19 protein-coding genes are annotated in these 18,469 nt (G+C 53.7%); 12 read left to right on the top strand and 7 right to left on the bottom strand.

Annotation, left to right across the window (positions count from 1 at the left end; genetic code table 11):
• The first annotated feature begins 41 nt into the window (after nt 1-41).
• Genes eutH through eutR form a run of 7 tightly spaced genes read left to right on the top strand, consistent with a single transcriptional unit; the run spans nt 42 to nt 7,306 of the window.
• Nucleotides 42-1,289, top strand: coding sequence for an ethanolamine utilization protein EutH (eutH, locus tag IMQ48_RS13735; RefSeq protein WP_182269377.1), 1,248 nt, complete (start codon nt 42-44; stop codon nt 1,287-1,289).
• Complete coding sequence (gene eutA / locus IMQ48_RS13730; protein WP_196209476.1) at nt 1,286-2,689, top strand: ethanolamine ammonia-lyase reactivating factor EutA; 1,404 nt, start codon at nt 1,286-1,288, stop codon at nt 2,687-2,689. Before eutH ends, eutA begins: the two co-directional genes overlap by 4 nt.
• 11 nt (nt 2,690-2,700) lie before the next feature.
• Nucleotides 2,701-4,062, top strand: a complete 1,362-nt coding sequence (gene eutB, locus IMQ48_RS13725) for an ethanolamine ammonia-lyase subunit alpha (RefSeq protein WP_096756233.1) — start codon at nt 2,701-2,703, stop codon at nt 4,060-4,062.
• Between the two features lie 20 nt (nt 4,063-4,082).
• Entirely contained in the window at nt 4,083-4,979 is an 897-nt protein-coding gene (gene eutC / locus IMQ48_RS13720; protein WP_196209475.1) for an ethanolamine ammonia-lyase subunit EutC, read from the top strand.
• Nucleotides 4,980-4,988: 9 nt separating this feature from the next.
• Entirely contained in the window at nt 4,989-5,648 is a 660-nt protein-coding gene (eutL, locus tag IMQ48_RS13715; protein WP_096756235.1) for an ethanolamine utilization microcompartment protein EutL, read from the top strand.
• Nucleotides 5,649-5,659: 11 nt separating this feature from the next.
• A complete protein-coding gene (locus tag IMQ48_RS13710) occupies nt 5,660-6,205 on the top strand; it encodes an ethanolamine utilization microcompartment protein EutK (protein WP_196209474.1) in 546 nt (181 codons plus the stop codon).
• Nucleotides 6,206-6,253: 48 nt separating this feature from the next.
• On the top strand, nt 6,254-7,306 hold the full coding sequence (eutR, locus tag IMQ48_RS13705) for an HTH-type transcriptional regulator EutR (RefSeq protein ID WP_196209473.1): 1,053 nt from the start codon (nt 6,254-6,256) through the stop codon (nt 7,304-7,306).
• 84 nt (nt 7,307-7,390) lie between these two features.
• Here the strand turns inward: eutR and hemF are convergent, their stop codons facing one another.
• A complete protein-coding gene (hemF, locus tag IMQ48_RS13700) occupies nt 7,391-8,290 on the bottom strand; it encodes an oxygen-dependent coproporphyrinogen oxidase (protein WP_196209472.1) in 900 nt (299 codons plus the stop codon).
• Between the two features lie 2 nt (nt 8,291-8,292).
• Nucleotides 8,293-9,162, bottom strand: coding sequence for an N-acetylmuramoyl-L-alanine amidase AmiA (amiA, locus tag IMQ48_RS13695; RefSeq protein WP_117343548.1), 870 nt, complete (start codon nt 9,160-9,162; stop codon nt 8,293-8,295).
• A 212-nt stretch (nt 9,163-9,374) separates the two neighbouring features.
• Between amiA and IMQ48_RS13690 the strand changes: the two genes are divergently transcribed.
• The 4 genes from IMQ48_RS13690 (at nt 9,375) to yfeX (ending at nt 11,865) form a co-directional block, all read left to right on the top strand.
• Nucleotides 9,375-9,800, top strand: a complete 426-nt coding sequence (locus tag IMQ48_RS13690; protein WP_196209471.1) for a GNAT family acetyltransferase — start codon at nt 9,375-9,377, stop codon at nt 9,798-9,800.
• Nucleotides 9,787-10,236, top strand: coding sequence for a DUF2919 domain-containing protein (locus IMQ48_RS13685; RefSeq protein WP_196209470.1), 450 nt, complete (start codon nt 9,787-9,789; stop codon nt 10,234-10,236). The genes IMQ48_RS13690 and IMQ48_RS13685 overlap by 14 nt, the downstream gene beginning before the upstream one ends.
• Nucleotides 10,237-10,296: 60 nt before the next feature.
• Nucleotides 10,297-10,872 carry an RpoE-regulated lipoprotein gene (locus tag IMQ48_RS13680; protein WP_196209469.1) on the top strand — a complete coding sequence of 192 codons (576 nt, stop codon included), beginning with the start codon at nt 10,297-10,299 and terminating at the stop codon, nt 10,870-10,872.
• Nucleotides 10,873-10,965: 93 nt separating this feature from the next.
• Nucleotides 10,966-11,865: a porphyrinogen peroxidase gene (yfeX, locus tag IMQ48_RS13675; RefSeq protein ID WP_196209468.1), complete on the top strand. Its 900-nt coding sequence runs from the start codon at nt 10,966-10,968 to the stop codon at nt 11,863-11,865.
• A 94-nt stretch (nt 11,866-11,959) separates the two neighbouring features.
• Here yfeX and pbp4b read toward each other — a convergent pair whose 3' ends face one another.
• Genes pbp4b through IMQ48_RS13650 form a run of 5 tightly spaced genes read right to left on the bottom strand, consistent with a single transcriptional unit; the run spans nt 11,960 to nt 17,319 of the window.
• Nucleotides 11,960-13,264 (bottom strand): penicillin binding protein PBP4B, encoded by a 1,305-nt coding sequence (gene pbp4b, locus IMQ48_RS13670; RefSeq protein WP_196209467.1) that lies wholly within the window; start codon nt 13,262-13,264, stop codon nt 11,960-11,962.
• Nucleotides 13,265-13,268: 4 nt separating this feature from the next.
• On the bottom strand, nt 13,269-14,699 hold the full coding sequence (gene murP / locus IMQ48_RS13665; RefSeq protein ID WP_196209466.1) for a PTS N-acetylmuramic acid transporter subunit IIBC: 1,431 nt from the start codon (nt 14,697-14,699) through the stop codon (nt 13,269-13,271).
• A gap of 5 nt (nt 14,700-14,704) precedes the next feature.
• Nucleotides 14,705-15,601 (bottom strand): N-acetylmuramic acid 6-phosphate etherase, encoded by an 897-nt coding sequence (gene murQ / locus IMQ48_RS13660; protein ID WP_196209465.1) that lies wholly within the window; start codon nt 15,599-15,601, stop codon nt 14,705-14,707.
• Nucleotides 15,602-15,614: 13 nt separating this feature from the next.
• Nucleotides 15,615-16,208, bottom strand: coding sequence for a DUF2057 family protein (locus tag IMQ48_RS13655; protein ID WP_196209464.1), 594 nt, complete (start codon nt 16,206-16,208; stop codon nt 15,615-15,617).
• A 25-nt stretch (nt 16,209-16,233) separates the two neighbouring features.
• Nucleotides 16,234-17,319 (bottom strand): porin, encoded by a 1,086-nt coding sequence (locus tag IMQ48_RS13650; RefSeq protein WP_196209463.1) that lies wholly within the window; start codon nt 17,317-17,319, stop codon nt 16,234-16,236.
• A gap of 202 nt (nt 17,320-17,521) precedes the next feature.
• Between IMQ48_RS13650 and murR the strand changes: the two genes are divergently transcribed.
• The gene (gene murR / locus IMQ48_RS13645) at nt 17,522-18,385 is read left to right on the top strand and encodes an HTH-type transcriptional regulator MurR (RefSeq protein ID WP_196209462.1); all 864 of its coding nucleotides are present in this window, start codon (nt 17,522-17,524) and stop codon (nt 18,383-18,385) included.
• Nucleotides 18,386-18,469 lie beyond the last annotated feature (84 nt).

The following is an 18,469-nucleotide window of genomic DNA, read 5'->3' as shown; positions in this document are numbered from 1 at the left end:
TTATCAGGCCGACAAAACACCTGGCAAATGGAGATAGGGCTATGGGAATTAACGAAATCATCATGTACATCATGATGTTCTTTATGCTGATTGCCGCCGTGGACAGGATCCTGTCGCAGTTCGGCGGTTCAGCGCGTTTCCTCGGTAAGTTTGGTAAGAGCATCGAGGGATCGGGCGGTCAGTTTGAAGAAGGTTTTATGGCGATGGGCGCACTGGGTCTGGCGATGGTCGGTATGACTGCGCTGGCGCCGGTACTGGCGCATGTGCTCGGACCGGTAATTATTCCGCTGTATGAAATGCTGGGCGCGAACCCGTCGATGTTTGCCGGAACGCTGCTGGCGTGTGATATGGGCGGCTTCTTCCTGGCGAAAGAACTGGCAGGCGGCGATGTGGCTGCATGGCTGTACTCTGGCCTGATCCTCGGGGCAATGATGGGGCCGACGCTGGTCTTCTCCATCCCGGTTGCGCTGGGAATTATTGAACCGTCTGACCGTCGTTATCTGGCACTGGGCGTACTGGCCGGTATCGTGACCATTCCGGTTGGCTGTATCGCAGGCGGTCTGGTGGCAATGTACTCCGGGGTTGAAATCAACGGGCAACCGGTGGAGTTCACCTTCGCGCTGATCCTGATGAACATGATTCCGGTGCTGATCGTCGCCATCCTGGTGGCGCTGGGGCTGAAATTTATCCCGGAAAAAATGATCAACGGCTTCCAGATCTTCGCCAAGTTCCTGGTGGCGCTGATTACCATCGGCCTGGCGGCGGCGGTTATTAAGTTCCTGCTTGGCTGGGAGCTGATCCCGGGTCTCGATCCTATCTTCATGTCTGCGGGTGATAAGCCCGGCGAAGTGATGCGCGCCATCGAAGTGATCGGTTCTATCTCCTGCGTGCTGCTGGGTGCCTACCCGATGGTACTGCTGCTGACCCGCTGGTTTGAAAAACCGCTAATGAGTGTCGGCAACCTGCTGAAAATCAACAATATCGCCGCTGCTGGTATGGTGGCAACGTTGGCGAACAACATCCCGATGTTCGGCATGATGAAAAACATGGATACCCGCGGCAAAGTGATCAACTGCGCGTTCGCGGTCTCTGCAGCCTTCGCTCTGGGCGACCACTTAGGTTTTGCCGCAGCGAACATGAACGCCATGATCTTCCCGATGATTGTCGGCAAGCTGATTGGTGGCGTGACGGCGATTGGCGTGGCGATGATGCTGGTGCCAAAAGACGAAAACGTTCCGGCCGTCGTCGACGCGGAAACTGCAGAAGCAAAAGCGGAGGCGCAATCGTGAATACTCGCCAGCTACTGAGCGTCGGTATCGATATCGGCACCACCACCACTCAGGTGATTTTCTCCCGCCTTGAGCTGGTTAACCGTGCGGCAGTGTCGCAGGTGCCGCGCTACGAATTTATCAAACGCGAAATTAGCTGGCAAAGCCCGGTCTTCTTCACACCCGTCGATAAGCTGGGCGGGTTGAAGGAAGCTGAACTTAAAGCGCTGATCCTGGCCCAGTATCAGGCGGCGGGTATTGTGCCGGAAACGGTTGATTCCGGCGCGATCATCATCACCGGAGAAAGCGCGAAAACCCGCAACGCCCGTCCGGCGGTGATGGCGCTCTCCCAGTCACTGGGTGACTTCGTGGTGGCCAGTGCCGGTCCGCACCTGGAATCGGTGATTGCCGGTCACGGTGCCGGTGCACAAACTCTGTCTGAGCAGCGTCTGTGCAGCGTGCTGAATATCGACATCGGCGGCGGGACGTCAAACTACGTACTGTTTGATGCCGGAAAGGTCAGCGGCTCTGCGTGCCTGAACGTCGGGGGACGACTGCTGGAAACTGACGGTCAGGGGCGTGTGGTCCATGCGCATCAGCCGGGACAGATGATCGTCGACGAGGTTTTTGGTGCCGGTACCGACGCTCGAACGCTTAATGCCGCACAGCTTGTCCAGATCGCGCGGCGAATGGCGAATCTGATCGTGGAAGTGATTGACGGCACGCCTTCTGCCCTGGCGCAGGCGCTGATGCAAACCGGTTTACTGCCTGTGGGCGTGAAACCGGATGTGATTACGCTTTCCGGAGGAGTGGGCGAGTGCTACCGCAACCAGCCTGCCGATCCGTTCTGTTTTTCTGACATTGGACCGCTGCTGGCGACGGCGCTGCATGAACATCCGCGCTTGCGTGAGATGAACGTGCAGTTCCCGGCGCAAACCGTGCGCGCCACGGTGATTGGCGCCGGGGCGCACACGCTGTCGCTGTCGGGCAGCACCATCTGGCTGGAAGGCGTGGCGCTTCCGCTGCGCAATCTGCCGGTGGCGATTCCGGTTGACGAAGCTGATTTGGTGGCGGCCTGGCAGCAGGCGCTGATGCAGCTCGATCTTGACCCGAAAACAGACGCCTATGTGCTGGCGCTGCCCGGGTCACTGCCGGTGCGCTACGCCGCGCTGTTAACGGTCATCGACGCGCTGCTGGCCTTTGTCGCGCGTTATCCGAATCCGCATCCCCTGCTGGTGGTAGCCGAGCAGGATTTTGGTAAAGCCCTGGGCATGCTGTTACGCCCACAGTTACAGCAACACCCGCTGGCGGTCATCGATGAGGTGATTGTTCGGGCGGGGGACTATATCGACATTGGTACGCCTCTTTTTGGCGGATCGGTTGTGCCGGTGACGGTGAAATCACTCGCATTTCCTTCCTGAGGGAACGACTTATGAAACTAAAGACCACATTGTTCGGCAATGTTTATCAGTTTAAGGATGTAAAAGAGGTGCTGGCCAAAGCCAACGAACTGCGTTCGGGGGATGTGCTGGCAGGTGTCGCCGCGACAAGCTCACAGGAGCGCGTGGCGGCCAAACAGGTGTTGTCGGAAATGACGGTGGCGGATATCCGCAACAACCCGGTGATTTCCTATGAAGAGGACTGCGTCACGCGTCTGATTCAGGATGACGTCAACGAAACGGCCTATAACCGCATCAAAAACTGGAGCATCAGTGAGCTGCGCGAGTATGTGTTGAGTGATGAAACCTCTGTCGATGACATTGCGTTTATGCGCAAAGGGTTAACGTCAGAAGTGGTCGCTGGGGTGGCAAAAATTTGCTCCAACGCGGACCTGATCTACGGCGGCAAAAAAATGCCGGTGATCAAAAAAGCCAACACCACTATCGGCTTGCCGGGCACCTTCAGCTGCCGTTTGCAGCCGAACGACACCCGTGACGATGTGCAGAGTATTGCCGCGCAAATCTACGAAGGACTTTCTTTCGGTGCGGGCGATGCGGTGATCGGCGTTAACCCGGTAACCGATGACGTGGAGAACTTAAGCCGCGTACTCGACACCGTGTATGGCGTGATCGACAAATATAACATTCCTACCCAGGGCTGCGTGCTGGCGCACGTCACCACGCAGATCGAAGCGATTCGTCGTGGCGCGCCGGGCGGGCTGATTTTCCAGAGTATTTGCGGTAGCGAGAAAGGCTTGAAAGAGTTCGGCGTTGAGCTGGCGATGCTGGACGAGGCGCGTGCAGTGGGCGCTGAGTTCAACCGTATCGCCGGGGAAAACTGCCTGTACTTTGAGACCGGGCAGGGGTCTGCGCTTTCTGCTGGCGCTAACTTCGGTGCCGATCAGGTGACGATGGAAGCGCGTAACTACGGGCTGGCACGCCACTACGATCCGTTCCTGGTGAATACCGTTGTCGGCTTTATCGGGCCAGAGTATCTCTACAATGACCGCCAGATTATTCGTGCCGGTTTAGAAGATCACTTCATGGGGAAACTGAGCGGCATTTCGATGGGCTGTGACTGCTGTTACACCAACCATGCCGATGCTGACCAGAACCTCAACGAAAACCTGATGATTCTGCTCGCCACTGCAGGCTGCAACTACATCATGGGCATGCCGCTCGGTGACGACATCATGCTCAACTATCAGACCACCGCGTTCCACGACACCGCGACTGTGCGCCAGTTGCTGAACCTGCGTCCGTCGCCGGAGTTTGAACGCTGGCTGGAAAACATGGGCATTATGGCAAACGGTCGCCTGACCAAACGGGCGGGCGATCCGTCACTGTTCTTCTGATGACGCGGGGATGACACACGATGGATCAAAAACAGATTGAAGAAATTGTACGCAGCGTAATGGCGTCAATGGGAGAGTCACAGCCGCAGGCTCCAGCACCGTCAGCGGAAGCGAAATGCAGCACCACGCAGTGCGCCGCACCAACGGGTGAAAGCTGTGCCATGGATTTAGGTTCAGCCGAAGCGAAAGCGTGGATTGGTGTTGAAAATCCACACCGCGCGGAAGTGTTGACGGAACTGCGTCGCAGCACCGCTGCACGTGTCTGTACCGGTCGAGCTGGCCCGCGTCCGCGCACCCAGGCGCTGCTGCGCTTCTTGGCTGACCACTCACGCTCGAAAGATACCGTGCTGAAAGAAGTGCCGGAAGAGTGGGTGAAAGCGCAAGGTTTGCTGGAAGTGCGCTCGGAAATCAGTGACAAAAACCTGTACCTGACCCGCCCGGATATGGGCCGTCGTCTGAGTGCGGAAGCGATTGAAGCGCTGAAGTCCCAGTGCGTGGCGAACCCGGATGTCCAGGTGATTGTCTCTGATGGCCTGTCTACAGATGCCATCACCGCCAACTACGAAGAGATCCTGCCACCGCTGTTGTCTGGCTTAAAGCAGGCCGGGCTGAAGGTTGGCACGCCGTTCTTTGTCCGCTATGGCCGCGTGAAAATCGAAGATCAGATTGGTGAGTTGCTGGGAGCGAAAGCGGTGATCCTGCTGGTCGGTGAACGTCCGGGATTAGGCCAGTCGGAAAGTCTCTCCTGCTACGCGGTCTATTCACCGCGCGTAGCGACCACCGTTGAAGCCGACAGAACCTGTATTTCCAACATTCACCAGGGCGGTACGCCACCGGTTGAAGCGGCTGCGGTAATCGTGGATTTGGCCAAACGCATGCTGGAGCAAAAAGCATCCGGCATCAACATGACCCGTTAAGGAGGCATCATGCCAGCATTAGATTTGATTAGACCTTCAGTCACCGCTATGCGCGTGATTGCCTCGGTAAATGACGGTTTTGCCCGCGAACTTAAATTACCGCCACATATACGTAGCCTCGGACTCATCACAGCAGATTCTGATGACGTGGCGTATATTGCCGCAGACGAAGCGACAAAACAGGCGATGGTCGAAGTGGTTTATGGCCGTTCGCTGTATGCCGGTGCGGCGCACGGACCCTCTCCAACAGCAGGCGAAGTGCTGATTATGCTCGGTGGACCTAACCCGGCGGAAGTTCGTGCAGGTCTGGATGCGATGGTTGCCAATATTGAAAATGGCGCCGCCTTCCAGTGGGCCAATGATGCAGAAAATACGGCTTTCCTGGCCCACGTGGTATCGCGTACCGGTTCGTATCTTTCCGCCACCGCGGGATGCGTACTGGGCGATCCGATGGCGTATCTGGTGGCTCCGCCATTAGAAGCGACATACGGGATTGATGCCGCGCTGAAATCTGCCGATGTACAGATTGTTACCTATGTGCCGCCACCGTCAGAAACCAACTACTCAGCGGCATTCTTAACCGGTAGCCAGGCCGCCTGTAAAGCTGCCTGTAACGCCTTCGCCGATGCTGTTCTGGATATTGCCCGTAATCCAGTCCAGCGCGCGTAAGAGAGGTTGCAATGATCAATGCACTGGGATTACTGGAAGTGGAAGGCATGGTGGCAGCCGTAGACGCGGCGGATGCCATGCTGAAAGCCGCGAACGTGCGTTTGCTTAGCCACCAAGTGCTCGATCCTGGCAGGCTGACGCTGGTAGTGGAAGGCGATCTGGCCGCATGTCGTGCAGCGCTGGATGCTGGAAGCGCAGCCGCACAGCGTACAGGTCGTGTTGTTAGCCGCAAGGAGATTGGGCGGCCGGATGATGACACCCAGTGGCTGATCGGCGGTTTTACACGCCAGCCGAAAAAACCAGAACCGAAGAAACCAGAACCGAAGCCGGAAGTGACATCAGACGTGAAACCAGAGAAGACGCAGGAAACACCGGTGTCCTCTGAGTCCTCTGATGAATTACTGGCGCTGTTAACATCGGTCCGTCAGGGAATGACGGCAGGGGAAGTGGCCGCGCATTTTGGCTGGTCACTTGATAAAGCCAGAATTGCGCTGGAACAGCTCTTTTCTGCCGGAGCGTTGCGTAAACGCAGTAGTCGCTATCGCTTAAAAAATTAACCTGTCGGAGGGCCGGGGGCTTCGGTGAAGCTTCCGGCTTCAAAGGTCATGAAAAAGAAACGTACTGCAAACCTGCACCATCTTTATCATGAAGTATTACCCGAAGACGTTAAACTTACGCCGAAAGTGGAAGTGGACAACGTTCATCAGCGGCGAACAACGGATGTGTATGAGCACGCGCTGACCATTACCGCCTGGCAGCAGATCTACGACCAGCTGCATCCTGGTAAATTTCATGGCGAGTTCACCGAAATCCTGCTTGATGATATTCAGGTGTTCCGTGAATACACCGGGCTGGCGTTGCGTCAGTCCTGTCTCGTCTGGCCAAATTCATTCTGGTTTGGCATTCCGGCTACACGCGGCGAACAGGGGTTTATCGGCACCCAATGTCTGGGCAGTGCTGAAATTGCGACCCGTCCGGGCGGGACGGAGTTTGAACTGAGTACGCCGGATGACTACACCATTCTTGGCGTCGTGATCTCTGAAGAGGCGATCGCCCGTCAGGCTAACTTCCTGCACAACCCGGAAAGGGTGCTGCATATGCTACGCAACCAGTCGGCGCTGGAAGTGAAAGAACAACATAAAGCTGCGCTGTGGGGTTTTGTGCAACAGGCGCTGGCAACGTTTAGCGAGAATCCTGAGAATCTTCGCCAACCTGCAGTGCGCAAAGTGTTAGGGGATAACCTGCTGCTGGCGATGGGCACCCTGCTGGAAGACGCTCAACCGATAATTACTGCCGAGAGTATCAGCCATCAGAGTTATCGTCGGCTGCTGTCGCGTGCGCGCGAATATGTGCTGGAAAACATGTCGGAGCCGCTGACCGTGCTCGACCTGTGCAATCAGCTGCATGTCAGCCGAAGGACGTTGCAAAATGCCTTCCACGCAATCCTCGGGATTGGGCCGAATGCCTGGCTAAAACGTATTCGTTTGAACGCGGTGCGCCGTGAGCTTATCAGCCCGTGGTCGCAGAGTACGACGGTAAAAGATGCCGCGATGCAGTGGGGGTTTTGGCATTTAGGACAATTTGCCACCGATTACCAGCAGCTGTTTGCTGAGAAGCCGTCGTTGACGCTGCATCAGCGTATGCGCCAGTGGGCGTGATGAGATTATTGTGCCGGATGCGACGCTTTGCGTCTTATCCGGCCTACGGGTTGTAGGCCTGATAAGCGTAGCGCCATCAGGCAATTACACCCAATCACGGACTTGAATAAACTCGCTAAGGGCGGCTTCCGGGCTGTTCGCTTCCGGCTGCCAGTCATACTCCCAGCGCACCAGCGGCGGCATCGACATCAGAATGGATTCTGTACGCCCGCCGGTCTGCAGACCAAACAGCGTGCCGCGATCCCACACCAGGTTGAACTCCACGTAGCGCCCACGACGATAAAGCTGGAAGTTACGCTCGCGCTCACCCCAACTCATCGCTTTGCGCCGCTCAACGATCGGCAGATACGCGTTGGTATAGCCTTGACCAACCGCCTGCATAAAGTCGAAACAGTAGTCGAAATCCGGGGTATTCAAATCATCGAAAAACAGTCCGCCGATGCCGCGCTGTTCGTTGCGATGCTTAAGGAAGAAGTAGTCATCGCACCACTTTTTGTAACGCGGGTAAACGTCATCGCCAAACGGCTGGCACAGCTCAAGCGCCGTGCGGTGCCAGTGAACGGCGTCCTCTTCAAAGCCGTAGTAGGGCGTTAAATCAAAGCCACCGCCAAACCACCACACCGGATCGGCACCGGGTTTCTCAGCGATAAAAAACCGCACGTTAGCATGACTGGTGGGAATGTACGGGTTGAGCGGATGCACTACCAGTGACACGCCCATGGCTTCAAAGCTGCGCCCGGCCAGTTCTGGTCGATGTGCCGTTGCCGAAGCTGGCATCGCGTCACCATGGACATGGGAAAAATTTACGCCCGCTTGTTCAAAAATCCCACCGTTACGCAGCACCCGGCTGCGTCCACCGCCACCCGCTTCGCGCTGCCAGTTATCTTCAACAAATTCAGCGCCGTCTACGGTAGACAGTTGCTGGCAAATATTATCCTGCAGGCTGAGCAGGAACTGTTTAACGCGCTGGGCATCGGGCTTCATGATTAACGTTTCTTCGAGTGAGCTTTCTGGTTATCAAACCAGTGGAAATAGCTGATAACGCCATTGGCGATGGCGGTGGCAATTTTCTGCCGAAATGCGGTGGTGCCCAGCAGGCGTTCTTCTTCCGGGTTGGTAATAAATGAGGTTTCTACCAGCACCGAAGGAATGGACGGCGATTTTAGTACCACGAAGGCGGCTTGTTCTGTACTGCGGCTGTGCAGACGGTGTACCGGCTTAATCTTCTTCAGAATATGCGACCCTAAGGTCAGGCTGTTTTTTATGGTATCGGTCTGAACCAAATCGAACAGCACCTGCTGTAGCAAATGATCTTTGTCGGTGGCCTTTTTCCCTGCGACTTCATCCGCGCGGTTTTCACGATCGGACAAATACTTTGCCATGGCGCTACTGGCGCCACGATTAGACAGAGCAAAGACCGACGCGCCCGCCGCGCTGGGGTTAGTAAAACCGTCGGCGTGGATGGACATAAACAGATCGGCGCCGTGCTTGTGGGCTATCTCGACGCGGTCATACAGCGGAATAAAGGTATCGCCGGAGCGGGTTAGCCGGGCATCGATCCCCTGGCTACGCAGGATGGACCGCACGTTTTTGGCAATCGCCAGCACCACGTGTTTTTCCTTCGAACCGTTGCGACCAATCGCCCCGGTATCAATGCCACCGTGACCCGGATCGAGTACCACAACGCGTTTCGCGCCTGATTTTTTCGCTTTCGGTTTACTGTGACCATTGCTGGTTTTTAGCGCCTCTTCTTTAGCGATGGCTGGCGACATACCTGACAGCGTCAGGGCAGCCAGCCCGGCTTTCAGCACCTGGCGGCGCGATGTGAGAGTTTTTAGGGGTTTAAAAGTGCTCATACGGCCTGAGTTGTAATAAATAAGTTCCAGATGTTATATCGTATCGCGTAGTCCGTTGCGACGGATCGGGATAAGAATTGTTTTACTTTTCATTTCAATACGTGACAGTTGCGTATTATGCCATTTTTTCCGCCGCTTCGCGTCAGATATTGGCTAAATCAGTTGTTCGCGCCATAATCACTATTTTTAGGGCTAAAAAGGGTCTCAATACCATGGAGATACGCGTATTTCGCCAGGAAGATTTCGAAGAGGTCATCACCCTCTGGGAGCGCTGCGACCTGCTGCGTCCATGGAACGATCCGGAAATGGACATTGAGCGCAAAGTGAATCATGACGTCAGATTGTTCCTGGTCGCCGAGGTGAACGGTGAGGTAGTGGGCACGGTGATGGGGGGTTACGATGGTCATCGCGGATCCGCGTATTATCTCGGTGTACACCCTGAGTTTCGCGGTCGTGGCATTGCTAATGCGCTGCTCAACCGGCTGGAGAAAAAGCTCATTGCCCGCGGATGTCCGAAGATTCAAATTATGGTGCGTGACGACAACGACGTTGTGCTGGGCATGTATGAGCGTCTGGGGTATGAACATGCTGACGTACTCAACCTGGGCAAGCGCTTGATTGAAGATGAAGAGTACTGAGTTTCATCCCGCCGACTATGACGCACACGGTCGTTTACGCCTGCCTGTTTTGTTCTGGTGCGTGCTATTGCTTCAGGCGCGTACTTGGGTGTTGTTTGTGATCGCGGGATCTTCACGCGAACAAGGCAACTCTTTACTGAATTTGTTTTACCCCGATCACGATGCGTTCTGGCTGGGATTGCTCCCCGGTGTTCCGGCGGTGTTGGCGTTTTTACTCAGCGGGAGACGCTTTGCCTTTCCAGCTCTATGGCGCTGGCTGCGCGGATTGTTGATCCTGGCTCAGCTGGCTCTGCTCTGCTGGCAGCCGTTGCTGTGGTTGGGTGGCGATCCGGTCAATGGCGTTGGTCTGGCGCTGCTGGTGGCAGATGTTGTCGCCCTGGTCTGGCTACTGACAAATCCGCGTTTACGAGCCTGTTTTAGTATCGAAAAAGAATAACGGCACTTTTTTATGAAGTCAGACTCCAAGCAACGTTAATTAATAAAGAAAGGATGTGAGATGAAATCGCTGCGTTTGATGTTATGCGCGATGCCGCTGGTGCTGACCGGCTGCTCGACGCTCTCGTCGGTGAACTGGTCCGCCGCAAATCCGTGGAACTGGTTTGGTTCTTCCACGGAAGTCACCGAGCAGGGCGTGGGACAACTCACCGCCGCAACGCCGCTGGATGAGAAAGCCATTGCCGATGCGTTGGACGGGGATTATCGCCTGCGCAGCGGGATGAAGACAGATAACGGCAATGTGGTACGCTTTTTTGAAGCGATGAAAGATGACAAGTTGGCGATGGTTATCAATGGTGACCAGGGAACCATCAGCCGTATTGATGTACTGGACAGCGATATTTCGTCAGCATCCGGTGCAGAAATCGGTACACCGTTTAGTGACCTTTACACCAAAGCGTTCGGTAATTGCCAGAAAGCGACCGGCGATGACAGCGCAGGTGTTGAGTGTAAAGCTGAGGGAAGTCAGCATATTAGCTACATTTTTTCCGGCGAGTGGAGCGGTCCTGAAGGCATAATGCCTTCTGACGATACGCTGAAAGACTGGAAAGTGAGCAAAATTATCTGGCGGCGTTAATTTGCGTCTGAACAAATCGACAGACTAAAAAAACAGGTAGAATAACGCCCATCAATGCCACGAGGTCGTGGCATCTTTTTTTCAGGAGGAACAATGTCTCAGGTTCAGAGTGGCATTTTGCCAGAACATTGCCGTGCGGCGATTTGGATTGAAGCCAATGTAAAAGGCGACGTTGAGGCTTTGCGTGCAGCCAGCAAAACGTTCGCTGATAAGCTAGCGACCTTTGAAGCGAAATTCCCGGATGCCCATCTGGGCGCAGTTGTGGCTTTCGGCAACAAAACCTGGCGTACACTGAGCGGTGGCGTAGGGGCTGAAGAGTTAAAAGACTTTATCCCTTACGGTAAAGGTCTGGCGCCGGCAACGCAGTATGACGTGCTGATCCACATTCTTTCTCTGCGTCATGACGTGAATTTCTCCGTTGCGCAGGCGGCCATGGAAGCCTTCGGTGACTGCATCGACGTGAAAGAAGAGATCCACGGCTTCCGTTGGGTGGAAGAACGCGACCTGAGCGGTTTCGTTGACGGCACGGAAAATCCGGCCGGGGAAGAGACGCGTCGTGATGTTGCGGTCATCAAAGACGGCGTGGATGCGGGTGGCAGCTATGTGTTCGTGCAGCGCTGGGAGCACAACCTGAAGCAGTTGAATCGCATGAGCATCCACGATCAGGAAATGATGATTGGTCGCACCAAAGAGGCTAACGAAGAGATCGACGGTGACGATCGCCCAGCCACCTCTCACCTGAGTCGCGTGGATCTGAAAGAAGACGGCAAAGGCCTGAAAATTGTTCGTCAGAGCCTGCCATACGGTACCGCCAGTGGTACACACGGTCTGTATTTCTGCGCTTACTGCGCACGCCTGTACAATATTGAGCAGCAGTTGCTGAGCATGTTCGGCGATACCGACGGTAAACGTGATGCGATGCTGCGTTTCACCAAGCCAGTGACTGGGGGCTATTATTTTGCGCCGTCTCTGGACCGCTTAATGGCGCTGTGATTTTTTGCCGGATGACGGCTTTGTCTTATCCGGCCTACAAAGACTTTTTGTAGGTCGGCTAAGTAAAGTGCCCCCGGCAGTCCCGCTTTCTCCGTTACTCGTGTTTTAACGCCGCATAAATCTGATCAACCACCCAGCCGTAGGTCGCAATCGGCATCAAGCCACTGTTAAACATGTTCGGGTTCTTGTGCGGATCGGCAACTGGCGAGTGCGGTTTATTGCTCAGCATGACAATCGCCATCCGATTAACCGGATCGATAACGGTCAGCGTCCCAGTCCATCCGGTGTGGCCATAAGCCTGCGAACTGGCCAGTGTGCCGAATGTCGGCGTCATGGAGGCATTGCCGTTAACCCGCCAGCCAAGGCCAAAAGTAGCATCTTCCTCTGAACCCCGGGTGAACGTTTTTACCGTGTGCGGATCAAACAGCGTCACGTTGCCGTATCCTCCGCCATTCAGCATTGTTTGCATCAATACCGCAATATCGCCTGTGTTTGAAAACAACCCCGCATGCCCGGAAACACCGCCCATCGAGTAGAACGCTTTTTCATCATGCACCTGACCCCATAATGTAGTGGTACGGATATTTGGAAAATGGATCACGCCATCCCGGGTATTGCCGTTCAGCTCTGTTGCGGCGATCTGCTGCTGGTTGAATCCTTTCTGTAGCGGGTTAAAGACGGTATGCGTTAAACCGAGTGGGCGATAGATTGTCTGTTCGACATAACGATCGAGCGGCTCATTGGTGATGGACTCCACGATAAACCCAAGCAACATATAATCCACATCGCTGTAGATATGTTTGGTGCCTGGACGATATTCCAGCGGCGTGCGTTTAATCATCTCAAGCGTGGTGGCCTTGTCCTGGGAATACAATTTGCCAGCGACGTCTTTGTTCGGGTATTGCGGATCGGCCGGGAAGCCACCGACATGATGCAAGAGATCCGAAATTCTCAGCGTACTTTTCCCTTTAATGGCATCCTCCGGACGATCGCCAAAACCAGGAATATACTTTGATATAAGATCGTCCGGCCGTAATTTCCCCTCAGACATCAGTTTTTGTAGCGCAAAATTTGTGGCGTACATTTTTGTGTTTGACGCCAGATCGTACAAGGTGTCCGTCGTGGCCTTGACTGGCTGGGTCATTAGGGTGCTGCCATCGTATTTCTTCGCGTAACCCCATGCCTTACGGTAAACAATATGATTGTCTTTAACGATCAGCAGGTTAACGCTGGGGTATCCGTCATTGACCTGCTGCGCTATCCAGTTATCAAGCTGATTAAGTCGTGTAATATTAAATCCTGCATTTTCCGGGGACATTTCGGTTAATACGGGAAATGGTGCGGCGTTGGCGGTTAAGCTAAGAGCCAACAGGGAAGCAAAGCATAATCTTCTCTTCATGATATCAGTCCAGATTCACGTTACGGCAGCCAAAGAGAACAGTGAAAACAAACCCGCCAAGATATGAAATCAGCATGCCCCCTGCATACACCGCCATGGCAGGCAGAATACCTTGTGCAGACGTCATTAACGGCAGTGCAACCAGACCGGATGGGCCAAAGGCGCTGTTTAATCCCATCGGAAGACCTGTCCAGGCCACCAGTCCGATGAAAAGCCCTCCTGCAGCACCGCCGAGGCAAGCGGTGATAAACGGCTTCATTCGCGGTAGCGTAACACCGTAAATCAGCGGTTCGCCGACGCCCAACAAGCCGGGAATGATCGCCCCACGAACCTGGCTGCGTAACGCGCTGTGTTTTTCAGCCCGCCAATAGAGCGCCAATGCCGCGCCGACCTGGCCTGCGCCAGCCATCGACAGGATCGGGAACAGGCTATTGAATCCCTGGCTGCTCATCAATGCCAGATAGACGGGAATGAATCCCTGGTGCACGCCGAAAACCACTGAAACCAGAAATAGACCGGCCAGAACGGCGCAGCCCAGCGGGTTGCTGTTGAGGTGGATAAAGAGCCAGGACATGCCTTCAAACAGCCAGCCGCCCAACGGCATAATGATCAAATAGGCCAGCGTGGCGGTAACCAGCAGAGTTAACATCGAGGTTAGCAGCATATCCAGATCGTCAGGCATAAATCGGCGAATAAGACCTTCGATACGCGCGCTTGCCCAGGCGGCGATCAGCACGCCGATAATGTTGCCGCGCGGGTCGATCGGCATGCCAAAGAAATCCTGAATACCGGAGAAATAACCTGTGGTGGCTGCGGGGTTGTAACCCAGCAGGAACAATGAGGCGATGATAGCCCCGTTAACGCCTGTGCCACCGAAAGCCTGGGCGGCGTTATAACCAATCAGAATGACGAGGAAAGTGAATAGTCCCTTACTGAACACTTTCATAAAGTTAAGCGCGTCGGGAAGCATACCTTGCGCATCGGCCGGGACATGCATGACCGTTCCAAGGAGCGTGGCAATGCCTAACAGCAGTCCGGCGGCGATAAAACCCGGAATTAACGGGGTAAAAATGGTGGCGAATTTCGACAGAAATTGTTGAATACCTGAGGTTTGCTTCGCTTTTAGTTGGCTTTTGGTTTTGGCGGCAATGTCTGCCGCTTGCATGACGGTCTCGTTGCTATCAGCCAACAGCGCATTCATGGCGTCTGCTGCCCGCTGTGCTTTACCGGGGCCAAAAATAACCTGCACCTGATTTGCGGAAAGCACGACACCTTTCACACCTTCAAGGGTCTTGATTGCCGGATCGACCTGATTGCTGTCATGCACCGCCAGGCGTAAACGCGTCATGCAGTTCCCGCAGGTGGCAATATTACCCGGGCCGCCGACCTGGGTAATAATGGCGTTCAGGAGATCATTACTGATTTCTTTTGCCATTTGCTTTATTCCTCTTCCAGTACCTGGCGAATGAAACCGCCATGTTGCTCAAGACGCAGATTGGCTTCCGTTGCGTTGAGATTTTTCAGTAGCATGACGATCGCGGTTTTACAGTGACGGCCACAGGCGAGCAGTGCGGCTTCAGCCTGCTGTCCGCTGCAACCTGTTGCATCTTTCACAATATTGACCTGACGCAGGTTAAGTTTTTGATTCGTGGAGACAACGTCTACCATCAAGTTGCCAAACACTTTTCCGGATTTGATCATCAGGCCAGTAGAGAGCATGTTGAGAACCAGTTTCTGGGCCGTGCCTGCCTTCATGCGAGAGGATCCACTTACCACCTCAGCGCCGACAACCGGGGTGATGGCAATCTCTGCCGCCTCTGAGACTGCGCTTCCAGAATTGCAGGAGATGCCTATTGTCCGACAACCGAGTGTGCGTGCATAGTCCAGCCCGGCAATAACATACGGCGTACGACCGCTGGCCGCGATACCGACCACGACATCTTTTTCACTTAATGCGATGGTTTTTAGGTCGTTGACCCCAAGCTCGCCATCGTCTTCAGCGCCTTCAATGGCATGCTGAAGCGCCTGATCGCCACCGGCGATCAAACCAATCACCAGCCCGGGCGCTACGCCATAGGTGGGGGGACACTCGCTGGCGTCAAGAACACCCAGGCGACCGGACGTTCCGGCGCCAGTATAAATCAGTCGTCCGCCCGCGCTGACCTGGGCATAAATAGCATCGATAGCCGCAGCAATATCAGGCAGAACTTGCTCTACGGCGAGCGGAACAGTTTTATCTTCATCATTGATGATGCGGCACATCGTAAGGGTGGAAACCCGGTCAATTTCCAGAGACGCGGGGTTAACGCTTTCGGTAATCATTTTTTCGAGTTGCATATTACTTATCGCCTTACAGGTTTAGCGCCCATTTAAGGAATGCTTTTTTCTGGGAATCGTCAGCTTTCAGATACAGTTGCTGCAACTGAGAGAGTTGATCCTGTGAAGAGAAGGATGCCGCAGCAGGGGAGGTGGCCCGTGCCGGTGAGGGTATCATTGTCACGTCGTTGTTGACGATGGCGCTGAGGTCGGTAAAGACAGTGATGCTGTCACGATCGAGAACTTTGATGTCAAACGGCACAGGTTTTCCGGCAGCAGTCAGCGTGAATACCGGCTTTTGCGCCATCATGCTTGCTTCTTTTTCATCTAGTGGTTTGCCTGCGGATAGCTGAATATCGACATTACCGGAAGCGTTGAACGAGACGATATACGGATTAGACGTGACCCTGCCCCGGTTGTTGTTTACCGATTCCGGATTGGCTGGACTGTCGAATTTCACCACCATTTTTTGCGTGCCATCAGTTAGCGCCACATCTTTACTAAAAATGCTGACTTTAGCTGAGCGGGCGGCCAGTACACTGACATTATCCCCAATAAACAGGTGTGGCGCGGCAGGCGCCTGGCTGCAAAACAATAATGCAGCCGCGGACAAAATATATTTCTTCATTTTTAACGCTCGCGGTAAAGGGGAATCAGAATTCATAACGTAAGCCAAGATGGAAATAGTCATCTGCCGGGTTGCTGCCGCCGAAGGAGACGTCATTACCGTTTGTACGTTTTTTCCCTTCTTCACCATTACGCCAGGAGTAGGACGCAAACACGGAACTGCGTACGGTGAGTTTGTACTGGGCTTCGAAGGTGGTGTCGCGAAGTTTTAATCCGTCACCATCCTCATTTTTAAGATGACGATAACCGGTACGTAAGGCCCAGTCCGGACTGACATTCCAGACCAGTGTCGCTTCGTAATCCTTATCGGTACTGTCAGGAGAGCCGTCAAGATAAGTGACTTTATCCTGAGCAAAGAGCAGACCGAACATGAAATCACCCAGGTAGTAGCGGGTACCGATGCCATAAAAAGCGTACTTGTCGGCGTTATCATCTGACTGCATGGAGGTTTCGTCGTGGCTGGCTTTCTCCGCCTGACCTGCTATCACTGGCTGGAGACGTCCAAAATCGCCCATATCGAGCGTATAGCGAAGCGCGGCGTTATAGCCATAATCCAGATCGGAGGTGTTATTACCCAGAATATAGGCAGTAGAGAAATCAAAATTTCCGAAAGTGTTCTGATACTGAATCGTACCGTCCTGACGGAAAACCTGTACTGCTGTCGGGTCAACAAAGTTGGCCTGTCGCGCCATTGCGACATCGGAACTGGCGAACACATCACCGATATCTGTGAACATTATCAATCCGGATGAGACGCGACCACCGGTTATTTTGCCGTATTCTGCAAAATCAATTCCAGCCCATACATAACGTGCTGTGAAATCATCCGGATCCTCTGCACTGATGTTGTTCGCATACTCTGCTGCATTGACCTGGTACTGAGTAAAACCAATCACAGCCAGCTTGTCATTGATTGCCTGACGCGCGGAAAAGCCGATACGGGCGTCAAAATCACCCGATGTATCTCCTGATTTTTTATCTGAAATGTTGAATCCCAGACGCCCATAGAGATCGATATTCGATCCGTCATTGGCCTGGTAGATCACGGCGGCATGGCTATACCCGGTTACAAGTAAAGTCAGGGCTGTCAGAGATTTCAAAGTAAGTTTCATTATGATTATCCTTTTCAGTATGTTGTTTTTTATTGCCATAGAAAAACAAAAGGAATCATATATTCTTTGCTTTTAATGTAAATGGAATCATTGAATCATAATACAAATAATGTGAGGACTATCAAACTCTCGCCAGCGATGTGTTATCCTGCGAATACGGCGCTGGAATTAATGATTCCATGATTATGGGAGTTAAAAGGGCATGTTTTATCTGGCAAAAATGCGCAATGCTGAAGGCGAACTAACAGAAAACGAAAGAAAAATATCCAATTTCCTTTTAGCTCATGTTAGCGAGCTGAAAACCGTTTCCTCTCGTAATATGGCGAAACAGCTGGAAGTCAGTCAGTCGAGTATCGTGAAATTTGCCCAAAAGCTTGGTGCGAATGGGTTCACTGAACTCAGAATGGCGCTTATTGAGGAGTACAGCGCCAATAGGGAAAAGAAACATGACAAGGCCCTGCATCTGCATAGCACGATTACCAGTGAAGACAGTCTGGAGGTGATGGCCCGTAAGCTGAACAGGGAGAAAATAGTTGCCCTTGAAGAGACCTGTAGCCTGATGGATTTCGAACGTCTGAAACAGGTAATTAACCTTATCAGCCAGGCCCAACTAGTTCAGATTACCGGGGTTGGGGGATCGGCGCTGGTCGGGCGTGATTTATCCTTTAAGCTGATGAAAATTGGCTGCCGCGTTGCCTGTGAGGTCGATACTCATGTTCAGGCGACAATTGCCCAGGCATTGCGCAAAGGCGACGTGCAAATCGCCATTTCTTACAGTGGCTCGAAAAAAGAGATTGTGCTTTGCGCTGAAGCTGCGCGTAAGCAGGGGGCGACGGTTATTGCGATCACCTCGTTGGCTGATTCTCCGCTGAGGCGACTGGCCGATTACACGCTGGATACGGTATCGGGTGAGACCGAATGGCGCAGTTCGTCTATGTCCACCCGAACCGCACAGAACTCGGTAACGGACCTGCTCTTTGTCGGTATGGTGCAATTGAATGATGTGGAATCGCTGCGTATGATTGAACGCAGTAGCGAGCTGATTAATCGTTTAGATCGCAGCTAGTGCTATCACCGAGGATTTACCAAATTAGTGAGCTGTTCCTCAGCACTGATTTGTTATTGCTGTATCTTTTGCGTGAATGAAGCG

It is taken from the genome of Citrobacter sp. Res13-Sevr-PEB04-36 (assembly GCF_015672735.1).
Lineage (GTDB): Bacteria > Pseudomonadota > Gammaproteobacteria > Enterobacterales > Enterobacteriaceae > Citrobacter.
This window is presented reverse-complemented; position numbering and strand designations above follow the sequence as displayed.

Bases quoted from the DNA above. Each gene is read 5' to 3' on its own strand.
- IMQ48_RS13650 (WP_196209463.1), bottom strand. From the start codon at position 17,319: ATGAAACTTACTTTGAAATCTCTGACAGCCCTGACTTTACTTGTAACC.
- IMQ48_RS13690 (WP_196209471.1), top strand. From the start codon at position 9,375: ATGGAGATACGCGTATTTCGCCAGGAAGATTTCGAAGAGGTCATCACC.
- eutR (WP_196209473.1), top strand. From the start codon at position 6,254: ATGAAAAAGAAACGTACTGCAAACCTGCACCATCTTTATCATGAAGTA.
- IMQ48_RS13680 (WP_196209469.1), top strand. From the start codon at position 10,297: ATGAAATCGCTGCGTTTGATGTTATGCGCGATGCCGCTGGTGCTGACC.
- eutH (WP_182269377.1), top strand. From the start codon at position 42: ATGGGAATTAACGAAATCATCATGTACATCATGATGTTCTTTATGCTG.
- hemF (WP_196209472.1), bottom strand. From the start codon at position 8,290: ATGAAGCCCGATGCCCAGCGCGTTAAACAGTTCCTGCTCAGCCTGCAG.
- murP (WP_196209466.1), bottom strand. From the start codon at position 14,699: ATGGCAAAAGAAATCAGTAATGATCTCCTGAACGCCATTATTACCCAG.
- yfeX (WP_196209468.1), top strand. From the start codon at position 10,966: ATGTCTCAGGTTCAGAGTGGCATTTTGCCAGAACATTGCCGTGCGGCG.
- eutB (WP_096756233.1), top strand. From the start codon at position 2,701: ATGAAACTAAAGACCACATTGTTCGGCAATGTTTATCAGTTTAAGGAT.
- pbp4b (WP_196209467.1), bottom strand. From the start codon at position 13,264: ATGAAGAGAAGATTATGCTTTGCTTCCCTGTTGGCTCTTAGCTTAACC.
- amiA (WP_117343548.1), bottom strand. From the start codon at position 9,162: ATGAGCACTTTTAAACCCCTAAAAACTCTCACATCGCGCCGCCAGGTG.
- IMQ48_RS13710 (WP_196209474.1), top strand. From the start codon at position 5,660: ATGATCAATGCACTGGGATTACTGGAAGTGGAAGGCATGGTGGCAGCC.
- IMQ48_RS13685 (WP_196209470.1), top strand. From the start codon at position 9,787: ATGAAGAGTACTGAGTTTCATCCCGCCGACTATGACGCACACGGTCGT.
- murQ (WP_196209465.1), bottom strand. From the start codon at position 15,601: ATGCAACTCGAAAAAATGATTACCGAAAGCGTTAACCCCGCGTCTCTG.
- IMQ48_RS13655 (WP_196209464.1), bottom strand. From the start codon at position 16,208: ATGAAGAAATATATTTTGTCCGCGGCTGCATTATTGTTTTGCAGCCAG.
- eutL (WP_096756235.1), top strand. From the start codon at position 4,989: ATGCCAGCATTAGATTTGATTAGACCTTCAGTCACCGCTATGCGCGTG.
- murR (WP_196209462.1), top strand. From the start codon at position 17,522: ATGTTTTATCTGGCAAAAATGCGCAATGCTGAAGGCGAACTAACAGAA.
- eutC (WP_196209475.1), top strand. From the start codon at position 4,083: ATGGATCAAAAACAGATTGAAGAAATTGTACGCAGCGTAATGGCGTCA.